The organism is Franconibacter daqui (assembly GCF_014644275.1).
Classification (GTDB): Bacteria; Pseudomonadota; Gammaproteobacteria; order Enterobacterales; family Enterobacteriaceae; genus Franconibacter; species Franconibacter pulveris.
This window is the reverse complement of record NZ_BMKJ01000001.1, coordinates 666,889-689,036: the sequence shown is the minus strand read 5'-3', so window position 1 is coordinate 689,036 and position 22,148 is coordinate 666,889. Positions and strand designations below refer to the sequence as shown.

The following is a 22,148-nucleotide window of genomic DNA, read 5'->3' as shown; positions in this document are numbered from 1 at the left end:
GCAGTAAATAAAAAATCCACTTAAGAAGGTAGGTGTAACATGTCCGAGCTTAATGAAAAGTTAGCCACAGCCTGGGAAGGTTTTGCTAAAGGCGACTGGCAGAATGAAGTTAACGTACGTGACTTCATCCAGAAAAACTACACTCCGTACGAGGGTGATGAATCCTTCCTGGCAGGTGCAACTGATGCAACTACCAAGCTGTGGGACAGCGTAATGGAAGGCGTCAAACTGGAAAACCGCACTCACGCGCCAGTTGACTTCGATACCTCTGTCGCCTCCACCATCACTTCTCATGACGCGGGCTATATCAACAAAGCCCTCGAGAAAATTGTCGGTTTGCAGACCGAAGCGCCGCTTAAACGCGCCATCATTCCGTTCGGCGGTATCAAAATGGTGGAAGGTTCCTGCAAAGCGTACAACCGCGAGTTGGATCCGGCACTGAAGAAAATTTTCACCGAATACCGTAAAACCCATAACCAGGGCGTATTCGACGTTTACACACCGGATATCCTGCGCTGCCGTAAATCTGGCGTGCTGACCGGTCTGCCGGATGCTTATGGCCGCGGCCGCATCATCGGCGACTACCGTCGCGTTGCGCTGTACGGTATCGACTACCTGATGAAAGACAAATTCGCACAATTTGCTTCTCTGCAGCAGGATCTGGAAAACGGTGTAAACCTTGAAGCCACCATTCGTCTGCGTGAAGAAATTGCTGAACAGCATCGCGCTCTGGGCCAGATCAAAGAGATGGCGGCGAAATATGGTTGCGATATCTCCGGTCCGGCAACTAACGCGCAAGAAGCAGTACAGTGGACTTACTTCGGCTATCTGGCGGCGGTAAAATCTCAGAACGGTGCGGCAATGTCCTTTGGTCGTGTCTCCACCTTCCTGGACGTTTACATTGAGCGCGACCTGAAAGCAGGCAAAATCACCGAGCAAGACGCTCAGGAAATGATTGACCACCTGGTCATGAAACTGCGTATGGTTCGCTTCCTGCGTACTCCGGAATATGACGAGCTGTTCTCAGGCGACCCGATCTGGGCTACGGAATCTATCGGCGGTATGGGCGTTGATGGCCGTACTCTGGTAACAAAAAACAGCTTCCGCTTCCTGAACACCCTTTACACCATGGGGCCGTCTCCGGAACCGAACATCACTATCCTGTGGTCTGAAAAACTGCCGCTGAATTTCAAAAAATTCGCTGCGAAAGTCTCCATCGACACCTCTTCTCTGCAGTATGAGAACGATGATCTGATGCGTCCGGACTTCAACAACGATGACTACGCTATCGCTTGCTGCGTAAGCCCGATGGTGGTTGGTAAGCAAATGCAGTTCTTCGGCGCACGTGCAAACCTCGCTAAAACTATGCTCTATGCCATTAACGGCGGCGTGGATGAAAAACTGAAAATGCAGGTTGGCCCGAAATCAGAACCGATCAAAGGCGATGTGCTGAACTTCGACGAAGTGATGGAGCGTATGGATCACTTCATGGACTGGCTGGCTAAACAGTACGTTACTGCGCTGAACATCATTCACTACATGCATGATAAGTACAGCTACGAAGCATCGCTGATGGCTCTGCATGACCGTGATGTTATCCGCACCATGGCTTGTGGCATCGCAGGTCTGTCGGTTGCGGCTGACTCCCTGTCCGCTATCAAATATGCGAAAGTGAAACCGGTTCGCGACGCCGATGGCCTGGCTGTGGACTTTGAGATCGAAGGCGAATACCCGCAGTTCGGTAACAACGACGCTCGCGTGGATGACCTGGCGGTTGACCTGGTAGAACGTTTCATGAAGAAAATTCAGAAACTTAATACTTACCGCAACGCTATCCCGACTCAGTCTGTTCTGACCATCACCTCTAACGTGGTATATGGTAAGAAAACCGGTAACACCCCGGATGGCCGCCGCGCCGGGGCGCCGTTTGGACCGGGTGCGAACCCGATGCACGGCCGTGACCAGAAAGGTGCTGTCGCCTCTCTGACATCCGTTGCGAAACTGCCGTTCGCTTACGCGAAAGATGGTATTTCTTACACCTTCTCAATCGTGCCGAATGCGCTGGGTAAAGATGATGAAGTGCGTAAGACTAACCTGGCGGGCCTGATGGATGGTTACTTCCACCATGAGTCCTCTATCGAAGGTGGTCAGCACCTCAACGTTAACGTCATGAACCGCGATATGCTGCTGGATGCGATGGAGCACCCGGAAAAATATCCGCAGCTCACTATCCGCGTATCCGGTTATGCTGTGCGCTTTAACTCTCTGACTAAAGAGCAGCAGCAGGACGTTATTACCCGCACTTTCACTCAGACTATGTAATTTAAGGTTTGACTGAAAAAGCGTACAATGAAGGCTCCACCTTTGTGGGGCCTTTCTTATACCTCCCCCGCTCCCTGCGAGCCGTTTTTGCAGATCGCTATTCTATAATTTAGTTATCTGGCAAAAGAGACTCGACGCGGCAACGAGACCGCGATCACAAGGCCCGTAATCGGGGCCAGAACTGGAGAAACACCGCAATGTCAGTAAATGGTCGCATTCACTCCTTTGAATCCTGTGGCACCGTCGACGGCCCGGGCATCCGCTTTATTACCTTCTTTCAGGGCTGTCTGATGCGTTGCCTTTACTGTCACAACCGGGATACCTGGGACACCCATGGCGGTAAAGAAGTGACAGTTGAAGAACTGATGAAAGAGGTTGTGACTTATCGTCATTTTATGAACGCATCTGGCGGCGGCGTTACTGCATCCGGCGGTGAAGCGATTTTACAGGCGGAGTTTGTACGCGACTGGTTCCGTGCCTGCAAGCAGGAAGGCATTCATACTTGCCTTGATACTAACGGGTTTGTTCGTCGTTACGATCCGGTAATAGACGAGCTGCTTGAAGTTACCGATCTGGTGATGCTCGATCTCAAACAAATGAACGATGAGATCCACCAGAACCTCGTAGGCGTTTCCAATCACCGTACCCTGGAATTTGCCCGCTATATTGCCAACAAAGGGATTAAAACCTGGATTCGCTACGTCGTGGTGCCGGGCTGGTCAGATGATGATGATTCAGCGCATCGCCTTGGCGAGTTTACCCGTGATATGGGCAATATTGAAAAAATTGAGCTGTTGCCCTATCACGAATTAGGTAAACACAAGTGGGTCGCTATGGGGGAAGAATACAAGCTGGATGGCGTTAAGCCGCCCAAAAAAGAGACCATGGAGCGTGTCAAAGGCATCCTTGAGCAGTACGGGCATAAGGTCATGTACTAAGCTTGTTAACAGTAAAACGCCCGCGATTGCGGGCGTTTTTGTTATCAGGCATGCGCCACCGGCGTCGGATGTTCGCCCGCTTTGCGCAGGAGCATCATCAAATAGATGAACGACACGCTGGCAATCATCACAAACAGCAGACTGTCAGAGTAGCTCTGCATCAGCGAGGCCGTTAGCGTCGGCCCCAGCAAGCTACCGATGGTATAACTCAGCAACAGCGCCTGGTTCATAGCCACCAGCTGATGTGGCGCCACCTTTTCACAAGCCCAGGCCATTGCAACCGGGTAAAGCGTAAAACCGGCGGCGCCAAGCACAAACAGGGTCGGCCCCATGGCGGCATTGCTCAGCATTGCCATGCAGCCCATGATGACCACAAACACTTGTACGCGCAGAACCAGCAGACGGCCGAAACGGTCCGCCAGCTTACCTATCGGCCATTGACCAACAATGCCGGCGCTGACCATTACCGCCATCCAGAAACCGATACCGGAATCGCTTACGCCTTGATGGTTAAGGTAGAGAGGCATCAGGCCATAGAGCGAACCCAACACAATTCCGGAAATAATACAGCCATTAACGCCCAGACGCGCATGACGCAGGCGCAGCATAGGCCAGACATGGGTCGTTTCCTGCTGCTCGCCATGATGATTTACGATGCGGGTAAAGATAAGCGGCAGAATACCCGTAATAACTATTCCGGTAACCCATGGCAGCACATTCATCAGCTCAGTTGAAACCTTGCTGACCAATAACTGTCCAGCAACAGTGCCGACGTAATAAACCATCATATACGCTGCGAGCAGTCGCCCCCGGTTGCGCGACGTTCCGCTGCACATCAGCGCGCTTTCCACCACGACCCAAATCATGGCGCATCCTACCCCGGCGATGAAGCGCCAGGCGAACCAGCTCCAGAAACCCACCATTAATCCAAGACCAGCACACCCGGCAGCAAAAATAATCGAGGCGATATAATAGCTGCGGTTAAAACCCAGCTTTTTAATCAGCGCGCCCGTAATAAGCGTGCCGAGTAAATTGCCGGTGAAATAAGAGGAGCTGACCATACCCACCTGCCAGGTAGGCAGATTTTCATGGGCGAGCCAAAGCGGCACCAGCGTATTTAAAACCGCTATCGCCAGGGTCAACAAAAGCAGGCCACAGAGCAGAAGCAGCACTGGCCGGGTATAGATAGACATTGGAGCTAAACCGTGAGGATTAAAGAAAATTCGTGCGCATCATGCCACTGGCGCAACTAAAGTCAATGTGCCGCTGCGCCCCATTAACACGATTTGTTTACTAACGATGAAGAGTATTGATTCTGCGCCGGGCTTTAGCGAAGCACTGACTATTTAACTCGTTGTTATAGAAATCTTTATCAGAAAATAACAGTGAAAAATCAGAAGAAAAAAATTCATCGAACGCAGCGCTGTTTTTCACAAGCAAAAATCATAAAAAAAGCGCCCGCAGGCGCTTTTTATTAACCGGTAAGATTAACCGATAAATTCGAGACCCTTCATATACGGACGCAGCACTTCCGGGATTTCGATGCGGCCATCCGCCTGCTGGTAATTTTCCAGCAGCGCAACCAGCGTACGGCCTACCGCCAGGCCAGAGCCGTTAAGGGTATGCACCAGACGCGTTTTCTTGTCAGACTTGCTGCGACAGCGCGCCTGCATACGACGAGCCTGGAAATCCCAGACGTTGGAGCAAGAAGAAATTTCACGGTAGGTGTTCTGCGCCGGCACCCAGACTTCGAGGTCATAGGTTTTGCAAGCGCCAAAACCCATATCGCCCGTACAGAGCAGCACCTTCCGGTACGGCAGACCAAGCAGTTGCAGCACCTTTTCCGCATGCCCGGTCATCTCTTCCAGCGCGTCCATGGAATCTTCCGGACGAACAATCTGCACCATTTCGACTTTATCGAACTGATGCATGCGAATAAGGCCACGGGTATCACGACCATAAGAGCCCGCTTCTGAGCGGAAGCACGGCGTGTGCGCGGTCATTTTTACAGGCAGCGACTCTTCTTCCAGGATCTCATCGCGCACCAGATTAGTCAGCGGCACTTCCGCAGTCGGGATCAACGCATAATTGCTGCTGTCTGCCTCTTCTTCCAGCGGACGAGTATGGAAGAGATCGCCCGCAAATTTCGGCAGTTGCCCCGTACCATATAGCGTGTCGTGGTTAACCAGATAAGGTACGTAGTTTTCGCTGTAACCATGCTGTTCGGTGTGCAGATCCAGCATGAATTGCGCCAGCGCGCGGTGAAGACGTGCAATCTGCCCTTTCATCACCACAAAACGGGAGCCTGTCAGCTTAACCGCGCTGGCGAAGTCCAGCCCGCCGTGCATTTCGCCCAGCGTAACGTGATCGCGTACGTCGAAATCGAACTCGCGAGGCGTGCCCCAGCGGCTGACTTCTACGTTGTCGTTTTCATCTTTGCCAACCGGCACGCTATCGTCTGGCAAGTTCGGGATAGTCAGCGCGATGTCGCGGATTTCCGCCTGCAGCGCGTCAAGCTCGGTTTTGGCTGTATCCAGCTCTTCGCCCAGCTTGTTGACTTCAAGACGCAATGGCTCAATATCTTCTCCGCGCGCTTTCGCCTGGCCGATGGATTTCGATCGCGAGTTACGCTCAGCCTGCAGGTTTTCAGTTTTAACCTGTAAAACCTTACGACGCTCTTCAAGAGCGCGCAGCTTATCTACGTCCAGCTTAAAGCCCCGGCGTGCCAGTTTTTCAGCGACTGCGTCTGGCTCGGTACGCAGCAGATTGGGATCGAGCATGCTTATCCTGTGCTTATCGAATTGAAATGGAAGGCGACCGCAGCCTGCGGACGCGAAAAAATACAGAGATAACCTTACCGCAACGCCCGCGCTAGCGGTAGCGTTTTGTGGGGCTTTTCTGATCCTGTTCAGCAAGCCAGGCGAGCTTTTCGCCAATCTTGCCCTCAAGGCCTCTGTTTGTCGGGTGATAATAGCGAGTTTGTGCCATTTCGCTTGGGAAATACTCTTCACCAGCGGCATAAGCGTTGGGTTCGTCATGGGCGTAACGGTATTCCTGCCCATATCCCATTTCTTTCATCAATTTGGTAGGCGCATTGCGTAAATGCACAGGCACATCGTAATCGGGGCGCTCGCGGGCATCGCGTAACGCCGCCTTAAAGGCGGTATAGACGGCATTACTCTTCGGCGCGCAGGCGAGATAAACAATCGCCTGCGCGATTGCACGCTCCCCTTCCGCAGGGCCAACGCGAGTAAAACAATCCCAGGCGGAAATCGCCACCTGCATGGCGCGCGGGTCGGCATTGCCGACATCTTCCGACGCGATAGCCAGACAGCGGCGCGCCACATAAAGCGGATCGCCGCCTGCGCTAATTATTCTTGCGTACCAGTAAAGCGCGGCATCAGGGGCGGAGCCGCGCACCGACTTGTGCAGGGCTGAAATCAGATCGTAAAAGCGATCGCCTTTATTATCAAAGCGCGCGCTGCGTTCGCCAGCGATTTCAGTCAATAGCTCAGGCTTCAGCACACGCTTGCCCGCATCGTCCGCTTCCGCCATGTCAGCCATCATTTCCAGCGTATTAAGGGCGCGTCGGGCGTCGCCGTTAACCAGTTCGGCTATTGCCCGGCGGGTCTCTTCAGGCAGAACGATATCTTGCCCGCCATAACCGCGATGGCTATCGTTCATGGCTTGCTCGAGCACCTGCTCGATATCGTCAGCTGTCAGCGATTTCAGCAAATAGACACGGGCCCGGGAGAGCAGCGCCGAGTTAAGCTCAAAGGAAGGGTTTTCTGTGGTAGCGCCAATAAACGTAATGGTGCCGTCTTCAATATGCGGCAGAAAAGCATCCTGCTGACTTTTATTAAAGCGATGGACCTCATCCACAAACAGAATTGTACGCCGACCCGCGTTACGGTTCTGACGCGCGCGCTCAATAGCTTCGCGGATCTCTTTTACCCCGGAAGTGACTGCAGAGATGCGCTCCACATCCGCATTAGCATAGCGGGCGATCACTTCCGCAAGCGTTGTTTTGCCGGTGCCTGGCGGCCCCCAAAGTATCATGGAATGCAGGTGCCCGGCCTCGATAGCTCTGGGCAACGGTTTGCCCGCCGCCAGCAAATGCTGCTGACCGATATATTGCGCTAAGTTTTCTGGCCGCATGCGAGCGGCCAGAGGCTGAAAAGCGTTATCGGAAAAATCGAGCGACAGATTGCTCACCCGCACCTCTGTTTACTTACGCTGATCGTCAACGGTTACGCCCTGCGGCGGCGTGAAGGTAAACTTACTCATTTCCACCGCGCCGTTCTGCTGAGCTTTCAGCTGATAACTGCTGCGCTGGTCATCCTGTTCGACCGCGCTGAATTGATGGATGGTGCCATCACGCCCAACATTGATGGTGAATTGCTTCAGATTGCCGCTGGCGTTCTTTGGCGTGAGCACAAAGTCATCACCGTTCTGTTTAATATTATACTGCTGCCAGTCGGCGGTCTGGTTACGGGCAATCAACATAAACGGCGTATTGCTGGTTGCGTCCTTAAGCCAGGTCGCGCTGGCCTGCTCTACAAACGGATTATAGAACCAAAGCGTTTTTCCGTCTGAAACCAGCACGCTTTCGTCGGGCTGGGTCATATGCCAGTTAAACAAATTAGGACGTTTTACCCATAAATCGCCCTGGCCTTCCTGTACTGCCGCGCCGCTGCCGTCGGTCACTTTCTGAGTGAAGGTGGCGTGGAAGCTGCTCACCTTATCGAGACGGGATTTCAAATCGCTGGCGGCATCCGCCCAGACGCTACTTACGGTAAAGGCAGAAAGTAAAGCACAGGTAATGGCGATTTTTTTCATTGTTATTCCTCAGATTCACGAGTTCCCGATACGGGAAAACTTTCTGTCGGTAACTGTAGCCAGATAAGCGCGACGGCCGACAGAAGAAAATGCTGATTTTTTGCTTGCTTACCTAACTTTGCAAAAAACCTTATCAAGAGTTAAACAGGAAGCGCCTCGCATTGGTAAAGGATGACGAGGCGCACCGGCGTTATTCAAAAGGTGGAGGCGCGAGCACTTCACGGTTGCCATTATGGCCCTGTTCGCTGACGATGCCCTGCATTTCCATCTGCTCAATAATCCTCGCCGCACGGTTGTAACCGATACGGAATTGACGCTGAACGCCGGAGATGGAGGCCTTGCGTTTTTCCACTACAAAGGCGACAGCCTGGTCGAACAGCGGGTCGAGTTCTTCGCCGCCATCAAAACCGCCGCCACCGCCTTCGCTGTCGCCGTCGGAGGTAATGCCTTCGACATACTGCGGACGACCGCGCGCCTTCCAGTCCTGTACGACTGCGTGAACTTCCTGGTCTCGTACAAATGCGCCATGCACACGTACCGGGATAGAAGAGTTCGGGCCGGAATAAAGCATGTCGCCCATGCCAAGCAGCGATTCTGCACCGCCCTGGTCGAGAATAGTACGTGAGTCAATTTTGCTGGATACGGTAAAGGCGATACGCGTCGGAATGTTAGCCTTGATAAGGCCGGTAATCACATCCACAGAAGGACGCTGGGTCGCCAGCACCAGGTGGATCCCCGCCGCACGCGCTTTCTGCGCGAGACGTGCGATCAGCTCTTCCACTTTCTTGCCTACCGTCATCATCAGATCGGCGAACTCATCCACCATCACCACGATATAAGGCAGTTTTTCGAGTACCGGATGCGTGGCGTCCATACTGTCGCCCGGCTTCCAGTAAGGATCCGGGATTGGACGGCCCATGCGTTCCGCTTCCATGATCTTCTCGTTGTAACCGGCAAGGTTACGCACGCCAAGCGCCGACATCAGCTTGTAGCGGCGTTCCATCTCATTAACGCTCCAGCGCAGAGCATTGGCGGCGTCTTTCATGTCGGTGACTACTTCCGTCAGAAGGTGCGGAATACCTTCATAAACGGAAAGCTCCAGCATCTTCGGATCGATCATGATAAAGCGCACCTCTTCCGGGGTCGCTTTATAGAGCATGCTGAGGATCATAGCGTTAACACCGACCGATTTACCTGAGCCGGTGGTGCCCGCCACCAGCAGGTGCGGCATTTTCGCCAGGTCAGCCACGACTGGCTCACCCGCAATATCTTTACCCAGTACAACCGAGAGCGGTGAAGGGTTATCGCGGAACTTATCGCAATCCAGGACTTCACGCAGATAAACCGTCTGGCGTTTTTTGTTAGGTAACTCAAGCCCGACATACGGTTTGCCGGGAATGACCTCGACTACACGGACAGCAACCGTCGAGAGGGAACGAGCCAAATCGCGCGAAAGGTTAGAAATACGAGCGGCTTTAACGCCTGGCGCCAGATTCAACTCAAAGCGCGTGATAACCGGGCCTGGCGAGTAGTTCACCACGTCGGCTTTAATACGGAAATCCGCCAGACGCGCTTCCACTAAACGTGCCATCTGTTCCAGCGCGAACGTATCCACAGGCTCCACCTCAGCAGGCGGAGAGGAGAGCAGATCCAGCGAAGGAAGCGGGGTGGTAGGTTTATGCGTTGGTCGCGCTTCGCCGTTACGCATCAGCAACGGATGGATAAGCCCGCCAGATGAGGAAGGCGCAGACTGTTGCGAATGAGATACCGGCTGCTGCGGCTGAGTCTGGTAAGCAGGCTGCTGAACCGGCTGCTGCGGCTGAGCCTGATAAGCAGGCTGCTGAACCGGCTGCGGCTGAGCCTGGTAAGCAGGTTGCTGTACCGGCTGCTGCGGCTGAGCCTGATAAGCAGGCTGCTGAACCGGCTGCGGCTGAGCCTGGTAAGCAGGTTGCTGTACCGGCTGCTGCGGCTGAGCCTGATAAGCAGGCTGTTGTACCGGCTGTGATGGGTTTTGCTGAACAGGCTGTGCAGGCGGTTCAACAAAACCCGGCGTAAATAAGGGTTCGCTCGGGCCATCGTCTACCAGTGCTTTCGTCGGTGAGAAATCAAAATCATCCAACGAAAAAGACGCTGCGCCCGGCGGCTGTTGCGCAGCATAGCGTTGCTGCTGCGATGAGGCGAACTGGCGCGCCAGCTCCGCCTGTTCAGCAGCATCGTCATCATCCTGCATCTGCTCAGCAGCAAAAGTCTCACCGTAACGCTGCTCTTGTGAAGAAGCGAACTGGCGCGCCAGTTCATCCTGCTGCAGCGCTTCCGCTTCTTCATCAGTCATGTGCGCCTGTTCGGTCTGACGTCGCTCAGCTTCACGCGCCTGCTCTTCCGCCATGCGCTGTGAAGGCAGCTTAATGCCATAAGAAGCAAGCTCGCGGCGAGTAGGAACGCGTACGCGATTCGGGCGAGGCAACTGCGGGCCAATGCCCTCTTTTACTTGTGGGCGAGGCGCATCGCTGGCGATGCTAAAGAGAGGCGCGGCGGCCGTAGCAACGGCTGCGGCTTTCGCCACTTCTTTTACAACCGGTGCGGCAGAGGAAACAGGCAAATCGATCGATTGGGCCTCATCCATACCGAATGGCACGGACGAAGAAACGGACGGCGCAGTAAAAGCAGGTTTGGCGGCAGGCGCTGGCGCGGCTTCCGGCTGAACCGGATCCGGCACAGGCTGATACCAGGCTGCCAGTTGCTCACGCTCGCGAGCGCGTTGCGCTTCTACCTCTTCAAAATGGTAGAGCGGCGGCCGGACAGGTTTGGCTTCCTGCGGCTCGGCGACAGGCTCGTGTACTGGCGCAACAGGTTCTTCCCAGGCGTGGTGAACTTGCTCCTGCGCAGGTGCTTCCCAGGCATGTTGAGTCACCTGAGCGTGAACAGGCTCATCCCAGGAGTGAGAAGAAGGCGCTGATTCAGGTTGTGCAGGCGCGACAGACGGCTGCCACTGTTGCGTGGAAGCGTAATCCCGCACGGGTTCGTTCCAGGGCTGATGCTGTTGCGGCGTTTGCGGCTGCATGGCGCCCGGCTGGGTGAGATAGTTTTCCGGCGCGGGCGCGATAACCGGCTCCGGACCCTGTACCGTCGGCGCATGCTGCCACGCCACAGGAGACGCCTCCATAGTGCTTTGCGGCGCAGCGGTAGCAACAGGCGCAGCGGGCGTTACCGCCTCTTCGGGCACGGCCCAGGCCTGCGCAGCGGTAGTTGCAGCCGCGGCGGCGGCGACAGGCTCGGTTACCGGGTAGCCATTAAGCAGCGGATCGCTTTCATCGACATAATCCTGCGTCACGCGATGACCGGAAAAGAGCACGTCGTCCGGATCGGCGGCAATGCCGCGCGCGCTGTAATGCACTTCGTCTTCATCATCCATGCGTTTGCCGGAAAAAAGCGCCGCATCGGTTTTACGCCCGACAGGGTTCGCGAATTTCTCAGCGAGGCGTTGACGACGGGCTAATGCGCCACGAAGAATACGGGCGCGGCGGGATTCGCCTTTCGCTTTAACAGGCGCACGCTCGTCCTCTTCATCATGCTCTTCGTCTTCATCTTCGTATTCGTAATCATCATCCTGCCAGGTGTCATCGCGACGGGTACGGTTACTGGCAAAAGTCAGTACGCTTAACACGACGCTGCCGATTTTTTCCGCGATGCTGACCCACGACCAGCCGGTAAAAAGTGTCAGACCTGCGCCCCAGACGCATAAAAGCGCGATAGTGCCGCCGCTGCTGTTAAGCAGCGGCATCATGGCGGTGCTGAGGAGACTGCCGATTACGCCGCCAGAAGCGAAATACCAGATATCGTCGACGTTAATCGCCGCCAGGCCGCAGGAGGTGAGGATAAGCGCAATCACGCCGATTAAACGCAGCGAAACGGCGAAATAGTCAATGTAATCATCATTGCTGCGATGACGCCAGGCGAACCAGCAGCCGCCGACGATAATCACCGGGATGGTGTATGCCATTACGCCAAAGACGAAAAACAGCGTATCGGCAAGCCAGGCCCCAGGCGCGCCGCCCAGATTATGGATGGGTTCATGCCAGGCGGTTTGCGACCAGCTTGGGTCGGAAGGATTGAAGCTCAGGAGCGCGGCCATCAGCCAGACGGCAAACAGCACGACGAGAATTAGCATCGCCTCGAGCAAACGGCGACCGCTGCTTAACTTTGTCAGTGTGACTTCTTTGTCTTCGGTGTATTCCTGGCTCAAGAAAGGCTCTCCAGGTCCTTATTACTAAAACGGACAACAGTGCCGGGTTACCCCGACACTGTCGCTGTATGGATTAACAGGAGTGTACTCAAACTGCGCCCGGTTTGCACCACTTGCGCATTAACGAGTCTTGATAACCAGACGATTGCTCTGTTTAACCTCTTCCATTACTACGTATGTGCGCGTGTCGTTCACGCCAGGCAGACGCAGCAAGGTTTCACCGAGTAATTTACGGTACGCGGACATATCCGGCACACGCGTTTTCAACAGGTAGTCGAAATCGCCAGATACCAGATGACACTCCTGAATTTCTTCAAGTTTTTGCACTGCGGCGTTAAATTGCTCAAACACATCCGGCGCGCCGCGATTCAGAGTAATCTCAACAAAAACCAGCAGTGATGCATCCAGATAATGCGGGTTCAACAGCGCCGTGTAGCCCTGAATAAAACCCTGTCTTTCCAGACGACGAACGCGCTCAAGGCACGGCGTCGGTGAAAGTCCCACTCTTTTTGAAAGCTCGACGTTAGAAATACGCCCATCCTTTTGCAGCTCATTAAGAATGTTACGATCGATACGGTCGAGATCTTTGCCAGGGCGCTTCTTGCTATCTACCATTATTATTGTCTCTCTGTATTCCTTCCCTACACCTGCCACTACCCTGTTCACTTCACTGTTCAGGGTCTAATGTAAGAAGACCGTTGCCCACAGGCAGCCGCTGACATCACGCATGGCGTCTGTCCACACCATGCGTAGATTTCAATGACCCGGATAAATTGCACGCCTCTCGATGCGCTAATGCGCTTAAACCAGAGCAAATGCTATTTTCTTCCTCGAATGTTTTCGCAAAAGCGCAGGGGATTGTCAAAGCAAAACATCTTTTTTTAGTAGAACGTGCCAGATACTGATAACGACCAGCGATTATTCCTCATTTTATCACCTGATAGCGTGGCGATTATTAGAAGTAAATTTAATAATCAAAACGGGTGATATTTACGCATTCATCGGTCCGTTCTATTACACATATCGTTAACAAAATTGTTGCGCCCTTTTTTTACCCCGCCAAATTCCCTACAATCCAGCCCATTGTCTGCCAACAACAATGAGGATCTCATGGGCACGGCTAAACACAGTAAGCTGCTTATTCTTGGCTCTGGCCCTGCGGGTTATACCGCTGCGGTCTATGCTGCGCGCGCCAACCTGAACCCGGTTCTGATTACCGGTATGGAAAAAGGCGGCCAGCTCACTACTACCACAGAAGTGGAAAACTGGCCGGGCGACCCGCACGATCTCACCGGGCCGTTGCTGATGGAGCGTATGCATGAGCATGCGGCAAAGTTCGAGACGGAAATTCTCTTCGACCATATCAATAAAGTGGATCTGCAAAACCGTCCGTTCCGCCTGACGGGCGACAGCGGCGAATACACCTGCGACGCGCTGATTATTGCCACTGGCGCCTCGGCCCGTTATCTGGGTCTGCCTTCAGAAGAAGCATTCAAAGGCCGCGGCGTTTCCGCCTGCGCTACCTGTGACGGCTTCTTCTACCGCAACCAGAAAGTCGCGGTTATCGGCGGCGGCAACACAGCAGTGGAAGAAGCGCTTTACCTGGCGAATATTGCTTCGGAGGTGCATCTGATCCACCGCCGCGACACCTTCCGCGCGGAAAAAATCCTTATCAAGCGTCTGATGGATAAAGTGGAAAGCGGCAACATCGTGCTGCACACCAACCGTACGCTCGAGGAAGTTACCGGCGATCAGATGGGCGTGAGCGGTCTGCGCATTCGCGATACCCAAAATACCGATACCGTCGAGTCGCTGGAAGTGGCGGGCCTTTTTGTGGCTATCGGCCATAGCCCGAACACCGCTATCTTTGAAGGCCAACTGGAACTGGAAAACGGCTATATCAAAGTGCAGTCCGGTATTCATGGCAATGCGACTCAGACCAGCGTGCCTGGCGTTTTCGCGGCAGGCGACGTGATGGATCATATCTATCGTCAGGCGATTACCTCCGCCGGCACAGGCTGTATGGCCGCGCTGGATGCAGAACGCTATCTTGACGGCCTGGCCGAAAACAACAGCTAATTCTGCATGTTGAACAAGGCGACTAATCAGTCGCCTTTCTTTTGCCCCCGTTGTAACATTGCGTGCACCTCCGCCGCCCGGCGGACTTAATAGACTTTCACCTGCTTATTGCACGCCATGAATAAAACCCGTCAACAAGAACTGACACGCTGGTTAAAACAGCAAAGTGTGATTTCCCGCCGCTGGCTTAATCTGTCTCGCCTGACAGGCGTTATTAGCGGCGTGCTGATTGTCGCTCAAGCCTGGCTGCTGGCTTATCTGCTCAACAGCATGATCATGCAGGCCATCCCACGTGAGGCGCTGCTATTGCCATTTGCGCTGCTGATTATCGTTTTTATTCTGCGTGCCTGGGTAGTCTGGGTGCGAGAGAAAATCGGCTTTCGCGCGGGTCAGCACATTCGCGCGCATATCCGACGCCTTGTGCTGGACCGTCTGCAGCAGGCGGGACCTGCCTGGATTCAGGGGAAACCCGCAGGCAGTTGGGCCACGCTTATCCTTGAACAAGTAGAGGATATGCATGACTTTTATGCGCGCTATTTGCCGCAAATGGCGCTGGCGGCCAGCGTACCGTTGTTGATTGTGCTGGCGATTTTTCCGTCTAACTGGGCGGCGGCGTTAATTCTGCTTGCCACCGCGCCGCTTATTCCGCTCTTTATGGCGATGGTGGGAATGGGCGCGGCGGACGCCAACCGTCGTAATTTTCAGGCGCTGGCCCGTCTTAGCGGCAACTTCCTGGACCGGCTTCGGGGTATGGAAACGCTGCGCCTTTTCAACCGGGGGGCGGCGGAAACCGAGCAAATCCGTCGCGCTTCTCAGGACTTTCGTCAGCGGACAATGGAAGTGTTGCGTCTCGCCTTTCTTTCATCCGGCGTACTGGAATTTTTTACCTCGCTTTCTATCGCGCTGGTCGCGGTTTACTTTGGTTTCTCTTATCTCGGCGAGCTGAATTTCGGCCACTATGGCGCAGGCGTTACGCTGGCCTCCGGCTTTCTGGCTTTGATTTTAGCGCCGGAGTTTTTCCAGCCGTTACGCGATCTTGGCACGTTTTACCACGCCAAAGCCCAGGCCACAGGCGCGGCCGACAGCCTGAAGACGTTTCTGGACACGCCGCTACAGCATCCGGAACGCGGTACGGTTGAGTTGCCTGCCACAGGCGCCGTCGCGCTTGAGGCAAAAAACGTCGTGATTTTGTCAGCGGAAGGGAAGCGTCTGGCAGGTCCGCTGACTTTTTCTTTGTCTGCGGGGCAGCGAGCCGTCCTGGTAGGCCAGAGCGGCGCGGGAAAAAGTTCGTTGTTCAATCTGCTGTCCGGTTTTTTGCCTTATGAAGGTTCTGTTCTCGTTAACGGCACGGAACTGCGCGAACTGACGCCTGAAAGCTGGCGTCGCCAGCTGAGCTGGGTGGGCCAGAACCCGCAATTGCCCGCCGCCACGATCAGGGAAAACGTGCTGCTCTCTAATCCGCAGGCCAGCAATGCCGCGCTGGATGCGGCGCTGGAAAAAGCCTGGGTGAAAGAATTCCTGCCGCTGCTGCCTGAAGGAGTGGATACGCCGCTCGGCGATCAGGCCTCGCGTCTCTCGGTAGGTCAGGCGCAGCGGGTTGCCGTTGCGCGCGCCCTGCTCTCGCCCTGCGGCCTGCTGCTGCTTGACGAGCCGGCCGCAAGTCTGGATGCCCATAGCGAGCGGCGTGTAATGCAGGCGCTGGACGCCGCATCAACGCAACAAACCACGCTCATGGTAACGCATCAGCTTGATTACCTCACGGCCTGGGACACCATCTGGGTAATGCGCGACGGCCAGATTATCGAGCAAGGCGATTTTGCAACGCTTGCCGCGGCGCAGGGTCCTTTCGCCGCGCTGCTGGCTCATCGTCAGGAGGAGATTTAAATGCGCGCTTTGTTACCGTACCTTGCGCTCTATAAACGCCATAAATGGCTGCTGATGCTGGGCATTATATTGGCTATCGTCACGCTGCTGGCGAGTATTGGTTTGCTGACGCTCTCCGGCTGGTTTCTTTCCGCCTCAGCGGTGGCCGGCGTGGCGGGCGTATACAGCTTCAACTATATGTTGCCTGCCGCAGGTGTGCGCGGCGCCGCGATAATCCGTACCGCCGGCCGCTACTTCGAGCGGCTGGTAAGCCACGATGCCACCTTCCGTGTGCTGGAACATTTGCGAGTATTTACTTTCAGCAAGCTGCTGCCCCTTTCCCCCGCCGGGCTGGCGCGCTTTCGTCAGGGCGAATTGCTGAACCGGCTGGTGGCGGACGTCGATACGCTCGATCATCTCTACTTGCGGGTTATCTCGCCCTTAGTGGGCGCCATGGTGGTAACGGGGGTAGTCACGCTGGGTTTGAGCCTGCTGGATACCACTCTCGCGCTGACGCTGGGCGGCATTATGCTGGCTACGCTGCTGCTCTTGCCTCCCCTTTTCTATCGCGCGGGTAAACCGACAGGCGAAGCGCTGACCCATTACCGCGCCAGCTATCGCCAGATGCTTACCGCCTGGCTCCAGGGCCAGGCGGAGTTAACTATTTTCGGCGCCAGCAACCGCTATCGTGATGAGATGGAACATAACGAACTTGTCTGGCATGAGGCGCAACGTCGCCAGGCGGGCCTGACGGCGTTATCTCAAGCAGTGATGCTGCTTATCAGCGGCGTAGCGGTCGTGCTGATGCTCTGGATGGCTGCAGGCGGCGTAGGGGGTAACGATTCGCCAGGCGCCCTGATCGCCCTTTTTGTTTTCTGCGCGCTGGCGGCATTCGAAGCCCTTGCGCCCGTTACCGGCGCTTTCCAGCATTTAGGCCAGGTTATCGCCTCAGCGCGACGCGTTACGCAGGTTATTGAGCAGGAGCCGGATGTTATTTTTCCAGACGGCGCTCAGTCTGTTCCTGAGCAGGTAGCGCTGACGTTGGATGGCGTCTCTTTCAGCTACCCAAACCAAACGCAGCCTGCGCTTCGCGGCGTTACGCTCGATATTGAAGCGGGCGAACATCTCGCCCTGCTGGGCCGTACAGGCTGTGGAAAGTCAACGTTGCTGCAACTGCTCACCCGCGCATGGGATGTCTCGTCCGGGGCCATTAAGCTTAATGGCGAGCGGATTGAAACGCTCAGCGAAGCCACCCTTCGCGCCGCCATCAGCGTAGTGCCGCAACGCGTCCATCTCTTCAGCGCAACGCTTCGCGAAAACTTGCTGCTCGCCTCTCCCGCTGCGAGCGACGAAGCGCTGCGCGCCGTACTTAAACGGGTGGGTCTGGAAAAGCTGCTGGAAGAGAACGGTTTAAATGCCTGGCTTGGCGATGGCGGCCGCCAGCTTTCCGGCGGCGAGCTGCGCCGTCTGGCTATTGCGCGCGCGCTATTGCATGATGCGCCCCTGCTGTTGCTGGATGAGCCGACTGAAGGGCTGGATGCCGAAACGGAAAGCCAGATCCTTGATTTGCTTGCTGACGTATTAAAAGCAAAAACAGTGCTGATGGTGACGCATCGTTTGCGAGGTTTAGCTCGTTTTAACCGAATAATTGTGATGGACAACGGCGAAATTATTGAGCAAGGTAATCACGCTGAATTAATGGCGTCAAAGGGGCGTTATTACCAGTTTCGCCAACGCCTGTAGACTATGATTGAACGATTACTTGCCGCGTAGTATGGAGACACGAAGTCATGCGTCTGGTGCAGCTTTCTCGTCATTCTATCGCCTTCCCTTCGCCTGAAGGCGCGCTGCGCGAGCCCAACGGGCTGCTGGCGCTGGGCGGCGATTTAAGTCCGGCGCGTCTGCTTATGGCTTACCAGCACGGCATCTTTCCCTGGTTTTCGCCGGGCGATCCTATTCTCTGGTGGTCGCCCGACCCGAGAGCGGTGCTTTTCCCTGACCGGTTCCACTTAAGCCGAAGCATGAGGCGTTTTCACCGTCAGTCCCCTTACCGCGTAACGCTGAATTATGCGTTTGAACGGGTGATTGAGGGCTGTGCGGAAGATCGCAGCGACGGCACCTGGATTACCCCGGAAGTGGTTATCGCCTGGCAAAGGCTACATGAACTGGGGCATGCGCACTCTATTGAGGTCTGGCAGGGAAACGAACTGGTGGGCGGTATGTATGGCGTCGCTCAGGGCGCGCTGTTTTGCGGCGAATCGATGTTCAGCCGTCGGGAAAACGGTTCTAAAACGGCGTTGCTGGTCTTTTGCGAGTACTTTATGCAACAAGGCGGCCAGCTTATTGATTGTCAGGTGCTCAACGCTCACACCGCCTCGCTTGGCGCGACGGAGATTTCCCGGCGCAGTTACCTGAACTGGCTTGATGAATTGCGTTTGCTGTCCTTGCCAGGCGCGTGCTGGGTGCCTAAAACCCTCTTTACCGGCATGCGCTGAAGGCTAAGCAATGTTTTCGGCACATTTTTTGTCAGGGTGTTATACTACAGCACGCAGAATTAATCAGCGCATTTTCCCTCCGCCGCTTGGGACTGGCAGGCATCAGGTAACGCCCTCACCGTTTATCTCATCGCTCCCGTTTATGCCAGCGCCGCCCGTGCGAGGGAGCTTCGCGCAACACATACAGAATTAACCTTGCGGTGAATTTGCCCGCAAAATCTTTACTTAACAGGTGAACTTCGGCATTATCTTGCCGGTTCAAAACTACGGTAGTGATACCCCAGAGGATTAGATGGCCAAAGAAGACAATATTGAAATGCAGGGTACCGTTCTGGAAACGTTACCGAACACCATGTTCCGCGTTGAGCTGGAAAACGGTCATGTGGTAACGGCCCATATCTCCGGTAAAATGCGCAAAAACTACATCCGCATTCTGACGGGCGACAAAGTGACTGTTGAACTGACCCCGTACGACCTGAGCAAAGGCCGCATTGTCTTCCGTAGTCGCTAAGCATTTCCGCGCGCCGCTGCGGCGGTGACGCCAGAAAACAAAAAGGCCGGGATAATCCCGGCCTTTTTTATCAGCTTGCGCTATCAGTGCGCCGTTTCCGGCTTGTGTTTCTGCGCGCCATGGAAATTGTAGGTTAACTGGTCTTTCTCTTTATCCAGCGCCACAATCACCTGGCCGCCATCCACCAACGTACCGAACAACAACTCGTTCGCCAGCGGTTTCTTCAGGTTGTCCTGGATGACGCGAGACATTGGGCGCGCGCCCATCGCACGGTCATAGCCTTTATCCGCCAGCCAGTCGCGCGCTTCCTGACTCACCTCAAGCGACACGCCTTTCTGGTCCAGCTGCGCCTGGAGTTCGACAATAAACTTGTCGACCACCTGATGAATCACCTCGGTTGAGAGATGGTTGAACCAGATGATGTTGTCCAGACGGTTGCGGAACTCCGGCGTAAACACTTTCTTGATCTCTTCCATCGCATCGGTGCTGTTATCCTGATGGATAAGACCAATCGATTTACGCTCGGTTTCACGCACGCCGGCGTTAGTTGTCATCACCAGAATAACGTTGCGGAAGTCCGCTTTGCGGCCGTTATTGTCGGTCAGCGTGCCATTGTCCATGACCTGCAGCAGCAGGTTAAAGACATCCGGATGCGCTTTTTCAATCTCATCAAGCAGCAGTACCGCGTGCGGATGTTTGATTACCGCATCGGTCAACAGCCCGCCCTGATCAAAACCAACGTAACCCGGAGGCGCGCCGATCAGACGGCTCACCGTATGACGCTCCATATACTCGGACATATCAAAGCGCAGCAGTTCAATGCCCAGGGCTTTAGAAAGCTGCACCGTCACCTCGGTTTTCCCAACCCCGGTCGGACCGGCGAAGAGGAATGAACCAACGGGTTTACGATCGTGTCCCAGCCCTGCGCGGCTCATCTTAATGGCTTCGGTTAACGCCTCGATGGCTTTATCCTGACCAAACACCAGCATTTTCAGGCGATCGCCCAGGCTCTTGAGCGTATCGCGGTCGCTTGCCGAAACGCTTTTTTCAGGGATTCGGGCAATACGTGCGACGACTGATTCGATGTCCGCCACGTTGATGGTTTTCTTACGTTTGCTGACTGGCATCAGACGCGCGCGCGCGCCCGCTTCATCAATAACGTCAATCGCCTTGTCAGGCAGATGGCGATCGTTGATATATTTCACCGCCAGCTCCACCGCTGCACGTACCGCTTTAGCGGTGTAACGTACGTCATGGTGCGCTTCATACTTCGGCTTCAGGCCATTAATTATCTGTACCGTTTCATCCACGCTTGGTTCAGTAATGTCAATTTTCTGGAAGCGACGCGCCAGGGCGCGGTCTTTTTCGAAAATGTTGCTGAACTCCTGATAGGTAGTGGAACCCATCACGCGAATTTTACCGCTTGAGAGCAACGGCTTAATCAGGTTGGCGGCATCCACTTGCCCGCCGGACGCGGCGCCCGCGCCGATGATGGTGTGGATCTCGTCAATAAACAGAATGCTGTTGCTATCCTGTTCCAGCTGTTTAAGCAGCGCCTTAAAGCGTTTTTCAAAATCGCCGCGATATTTCGTTCCCGCCAGCAGCGAGCCGATATCCAGCGCGTAGATGGTGCAGTCAGCCATCACTTCCGGCACGTCACCTTGTACGATGCGCCAGGCAAGCCCTTCAGCAATAGCGGTTTTACCTACGCCCGACTCGCCCACAAGCAGCGGGTTATTTTTACGGCGACGGCAGAGCACCTGAATGGTCCGCTCCAGCTCTTTATCACGCCCAATCAGCGGGTCAATGCCGCCGACGCGAGCAAGCTGGTTAAGATTGGTGGTGAAGTTTTCCATACGCTCCTCCCCGCCTGCTTGCTCTTCGCTAACTGGATTAGTGTGATCGGACGACGGGTTAGGTTCGTCCTTACGGGTGCCGTGGGAGATAAAATTCACCACGTCCAGCCGGCTCACTTCGTGCTTACGCAACAGGTAAGCCGCCTGGGACTCCTGCTCGCTGAAAATCGCCACTAAGACGTTTGCTCCCGTCACTTCGCTGCGACCGGAAGACTGGACATGGAACACCGCGCGCTGCAGCACGCGCTGGAAGCTAAGCGTCGGTTGCGTATCGCGCTCTTCTTCACTGACGGGCAGTACGGGTGTGGTTTGTTCGATGAAGGCCTCAAGTTCCTGACGAAGCGCCACCAGATCCACCGAGCACGCTTCCAGCGCCTCGCGAGCCGATGGGTTACTGAGCAAAGCCAGTAACAGATGCTCGACGGTCATAAACTCATGTCGGTGCTCGCGCGCTCTGGCGAAAGCCATATTTAAACTGAGTTCCAGTTCTTGGTTGAGCATAGGCACCCCCCTCAATTGTCTGCCTTATTCAGGCTTTTTCCAGCGTACACAACAACGGATGCTCGTTTTCCCTCGCGTATTCGTTCACCATGGCCACTTTCGTCTCCGCGACCTCTGCGGTGAAAACGCCGCAGATGGCTTTTCCCTGATAGTGAACTGTCAGCATCAGTTGCGTTGCACGTTCTACATCATAAGAAAAGAACTTTTGTAGCACGTCAATAACAAATTCCATCGGCGTGTAATCATCGTTCATTAATATAACTTTATACATAGATGGCGGTTTTAGCGCTTCGCGCAATTCATCTTCCGCCAACTGGTCAAAATCTAACCAACCTTTCGCTTTACCCATTGCCAGTCGTCATGATGTGGTTAACGGTTTTGCCAGGCATCGCCTGACGGTTCTGGTTGAGTGAATACGCACCCTGAATCTACCTTAGCAGCCCGATAACAATCCCCTATCACTGCCATTCGCGAGCTCTGTCACATTAACGAAAATAGCGT

15 protein-coding genes are annotated in these 22,148 nt (G+C 54.8%); 7 read left to right on the top strand and 8 right to left on the bottom strand.

Translation table 11 applies throughout. The features are described from left to right. The first annotated feature begins 39 nt into the window (after positions 1-39). Both pflB and pflA read left to right on the top strand, forming a co-directional pair. Positions 40-2,322 (top strand): formate C-acetyltransferase, encoded by a 2,283-nt coding sequence (gene pflB, locus IEX01_RS03280; protein ID WP_024557007.1) that lies wholly within the window; start codon positions 40-42, stop codon positions 2,320-2,322. 197 nt (positions 2,323-2,519) lie between these two features. Further along, positions 2,520-3,260: a pyruvate formate lyase 1-activating protein gene (gene pflA / locus IEX01_RS03275; protein ID WP_024557008.1), complete on the top strand. Its 741-nt coding sequence runs from the start codon at positions 2,520-2,522 to the stop codon at positions 3,258-3,260. A 44-nt stretch (positions 3,261-3,304) separates the two neighbouring features. Here the strand turns inward: pflA and IEX01_RS03270 are convergent, their stop codons facing one another. From IEX01_RS03270 to lrp, 6 genes are all read right to left on the bottom strand, one after another. Beyond that, on the bottom strand, positions 3,305-4,453 hold the full coding sequence (locus IEX01_RS03270; protein ID WP_048888404.1) for an MFS transporter: 1,149 nt from the start codon (positions 4,451-4,453) through the stop codon (positions 3,305-3,307). A gap of 294 nt (positions 4,454-4,747) precedes the next feature. Further along, positions 4,748-6,040 (bottom strand): serine--tRNA ligase, encoded by a 1,293-nt coding sequence (gene serS / locus IEX01_RS03265; RefSeq protein WP_024561473.1) that lies wholly within the window; start codon positions 6,038-6,040, stop codon positions 4,748-4,750. A 91-nt stretch (positions 6,041-6,131) separates the two neighbouring features. Then, entirely contained in the window at positions 6,132-7,475 is a 1,344-nt protein-coding gene (gene rarA, locus IEX01_RS03260) for a replication-associated recombination protein RarA (protein ID WP_024557011.1), read from the bottom strand. A gap of 12 nt (positions 7,476-7,487) precedes the next feature. Then, positions 7,488-8,099: an outer membrane lipoprotein periplasmic chaperone LolA gene (lolA, locus tag IEX01_RS03255; RefSeq protein ID WP_024557012.1), complete on the bottom strand. Its 612-nt coding sequence runs from the start codon at positions 8,097-8,099 to the stop codon at positions 7,488-7,490. Between the two features lie 190 nt (positions 8,100-8,289). Beyond that, complete coding sequence (ftsK, locus tag IEX01_RS03250) at positions 8,290-12,342, bottom strand: DNA translocase FtsK (RefSeq protein ID WP_188723257.1); 4,053 nt, start codon at positions 12,340-12,342, stop codon at positions 8,290-8,292. A 120-nt stretch (positions 12,343-12,462) separates the two neighbouring features. After that, the gene (gene lrp, locus IEX01_RS03245; RefSeq protein ID WP_000228469.1) at positions 12,463-12,957 is read right to left on the bottom strand and encodes a leucine-responsive transcriptional regulator Lrp; all 495 of its coding nucleotides are present in this window, start codon (positions 12,955-12,957) and stop codon (positions 12,463-12,465) included. Positions 12,958-13,452: 495 nt separating this feature from the next. Here lrp and trxB point away from each other — a divergent pair, with 495 nt between their 5' ends. From trxB to infA, 5 genes are all read left to right on the top strand, one after another. Beyond that, positions 13,453-14,421 (top strand): thioredoxin-disulfide reductase, encoded by a 969-nt coding sequence (gene trxB, locus IEX01_RS03240; RefSeq protein WP_024555386.1) that lies wholly within the window; start codon positions 13,453-13,455, stop codon positions 14,419-14,421. 117 nt (positions 14,422-14,538) lie between these two features. After that, positions 14,539-16,305, top strand: a complete 1,767-nt coding sequence (gene cydD, locus IEX01_RS03235; RefSeq protein ID WP_188723256.1) for a heme ABC transporter permease/ATP-binding protein CydD — start codon at positions 14,539-14,541, stop codon at positions 16,303-16,305. Then, positions 16,306-18,027, top strand: coding sequence for a heme ABC transporter ATP-binding protein/permease CydC (gene cydC / locus IEX01_RS03230; RefSeq protein WP_188723255.1), 1,722 nt, complete (start codon positions 16,306-16,308; stop codon positions 18,025-18,027). A 47-nt stretch (positions 18,028-18,074) separates the two neighbouring features. Next, entirely contained in the window at positions 18,075-18,779 is a 705-nt protein-coding gene (aat, locus tag IEX01_RS03225) for a leucyl/phenylalanyl-tRNA--protein transferase (protein WP_024556066.1), read from the top strand. Positions 18,780-19,071: 292 nt separating this feature from the next. Continuing rightward, positions 19,072-19,290, top strand: a complete 219-nt coding sequence (gene infA, locus IEX01_RS03220; protein WP_001040187.1) for a translation initiation factor IF-1 — start codon at positions 19,072-19,074, stop codon at positions 19,288-19,290. Positions 19,291-19,373: 83 nt separating this feature from the next. Here infA and clpA read toward each other — a convergent pair whose 3' ends face one another. Together clpA and clpS are read right to left on the bottom strand one after the other, a co-directional pair. Further along, entirely contained in the window at positions 19,374-21,647 is a 2,274-nt protein-coding gene (clpA, locus tag IEX01_RS03215; RefSeq protein ID WP_024556065.1) for an ATP-dependent Clp protease ATP-binding subunit ClpA, read from the bottom strand. A 28-nt stretch (positions 21,648-21,675) separates the two neighbouring features. Further along, complete coding sequence (gene clpS, locus IEX01_RS03210) at positions 21,676-21,996, bottom strand: ATP-dependent Clp protease adapter ClpS (RefSeq protein ID WP_024556064.1); 321 nt, start codon at positions 21,994-21,996, stop codon at positions 21,676-21,678. Positions 21,997-22,148 lie beyond the last annotated feature (152 nt).

What these genes read in the sequence shown, in the direction of transcription:
- clpA (WP_024556065.1), bottom strand. Translation starts at nt 21,647, where the DNA reads ATGCTCAACCAAGAACTGGAACTCAGTTTAAATATGGCTTTCGCCAGA.
- pflA (WP_024557008.1), top strand. Translation starts at nt 2,520, where the DNA reads ATGTCAGTAAATGGTCGCATTCACTCCTTTGAATCCTGTGGCACCGTC.
- IEX01_RS03270 (WP_048888404.1), bottom strand. Translation starts at nt 4,453, where the DNA reads ATGTCTATCTATACCCGGCCAGTGCTGCTTCTGCTCTGTGGCCTGCTT.
- lrp (WP_000228469.1), bottom strand. Translation starts at nt 12,957, where the DNA reads ATGGTAGATAGCAAGAAGCGCCCTGGCAAAGATCTCGACCGTATCGAT.
- pflB (WP_024557007.1), top strand. Translation starts at nt 40, where the DNA reads ATGTCCGAGCTTAATGAAAAGTTAGCCACAGCCTGGGAAGGTTTTGCT.
- cydD (WP_188723256.1), top strand. Translation starts at nt 14,539, where the DNA reads ATGAATAAAACCCGTCAACAAGAACTGACACGCTGGTTAAAACAGCAA.
- cydC (WP_188723255.1), top strand. Translation starts at nt 16,306, where the DNA reads ATGCGCGCTTTGTTACCGTACCTTGCGCTCTATAAACGCCATAAATGG.
- infA (WP_001040187.1), top strand. Translation starts at nt 19,072, where the DNA reads ATGGCCAAAGAAGACAATATTGAAATGCAGGGTACCGTTCTGGAAACG.
- trxB (WP_024555386.1), top strand. Translation starts at nt 13,453, where the DNA reads ATGGGCACGGCTAAACACAGTAAGCTGCTTATTCTTGGCTCTGGCCCT.
- lolA (WP_024557012.1), bottom strand. Translation starts at nt 8,099, where the DNA reads ATGAAAAAAATCGCCATTACCTGTGCTTTACTTTCTGCCTTTACCGTA.
- clpS (WP_024556064.1), bottom strand. Translation starts at nt 21,996, where the DNA reads ATGGGTAAAGCGAAAGGTTGGTTAGATTTTGACCAGTTGGCGGAAGAT.
- serS (WP_024561473.1), bottom strand. Translation starts at nt 6,040, where the DNA reads ATGCTCGATCCCAATCTGCTGCGTACCGAGCCAGACGCAGTCGCTGAA.
- aat (WP_024556066.1), top strand. Translation starts at nt 18,075, where the DNA reads ATGCGTCTGGTGCAGCTTTCTCGTCATTCTATCGCCTTCCCTTCGCCT.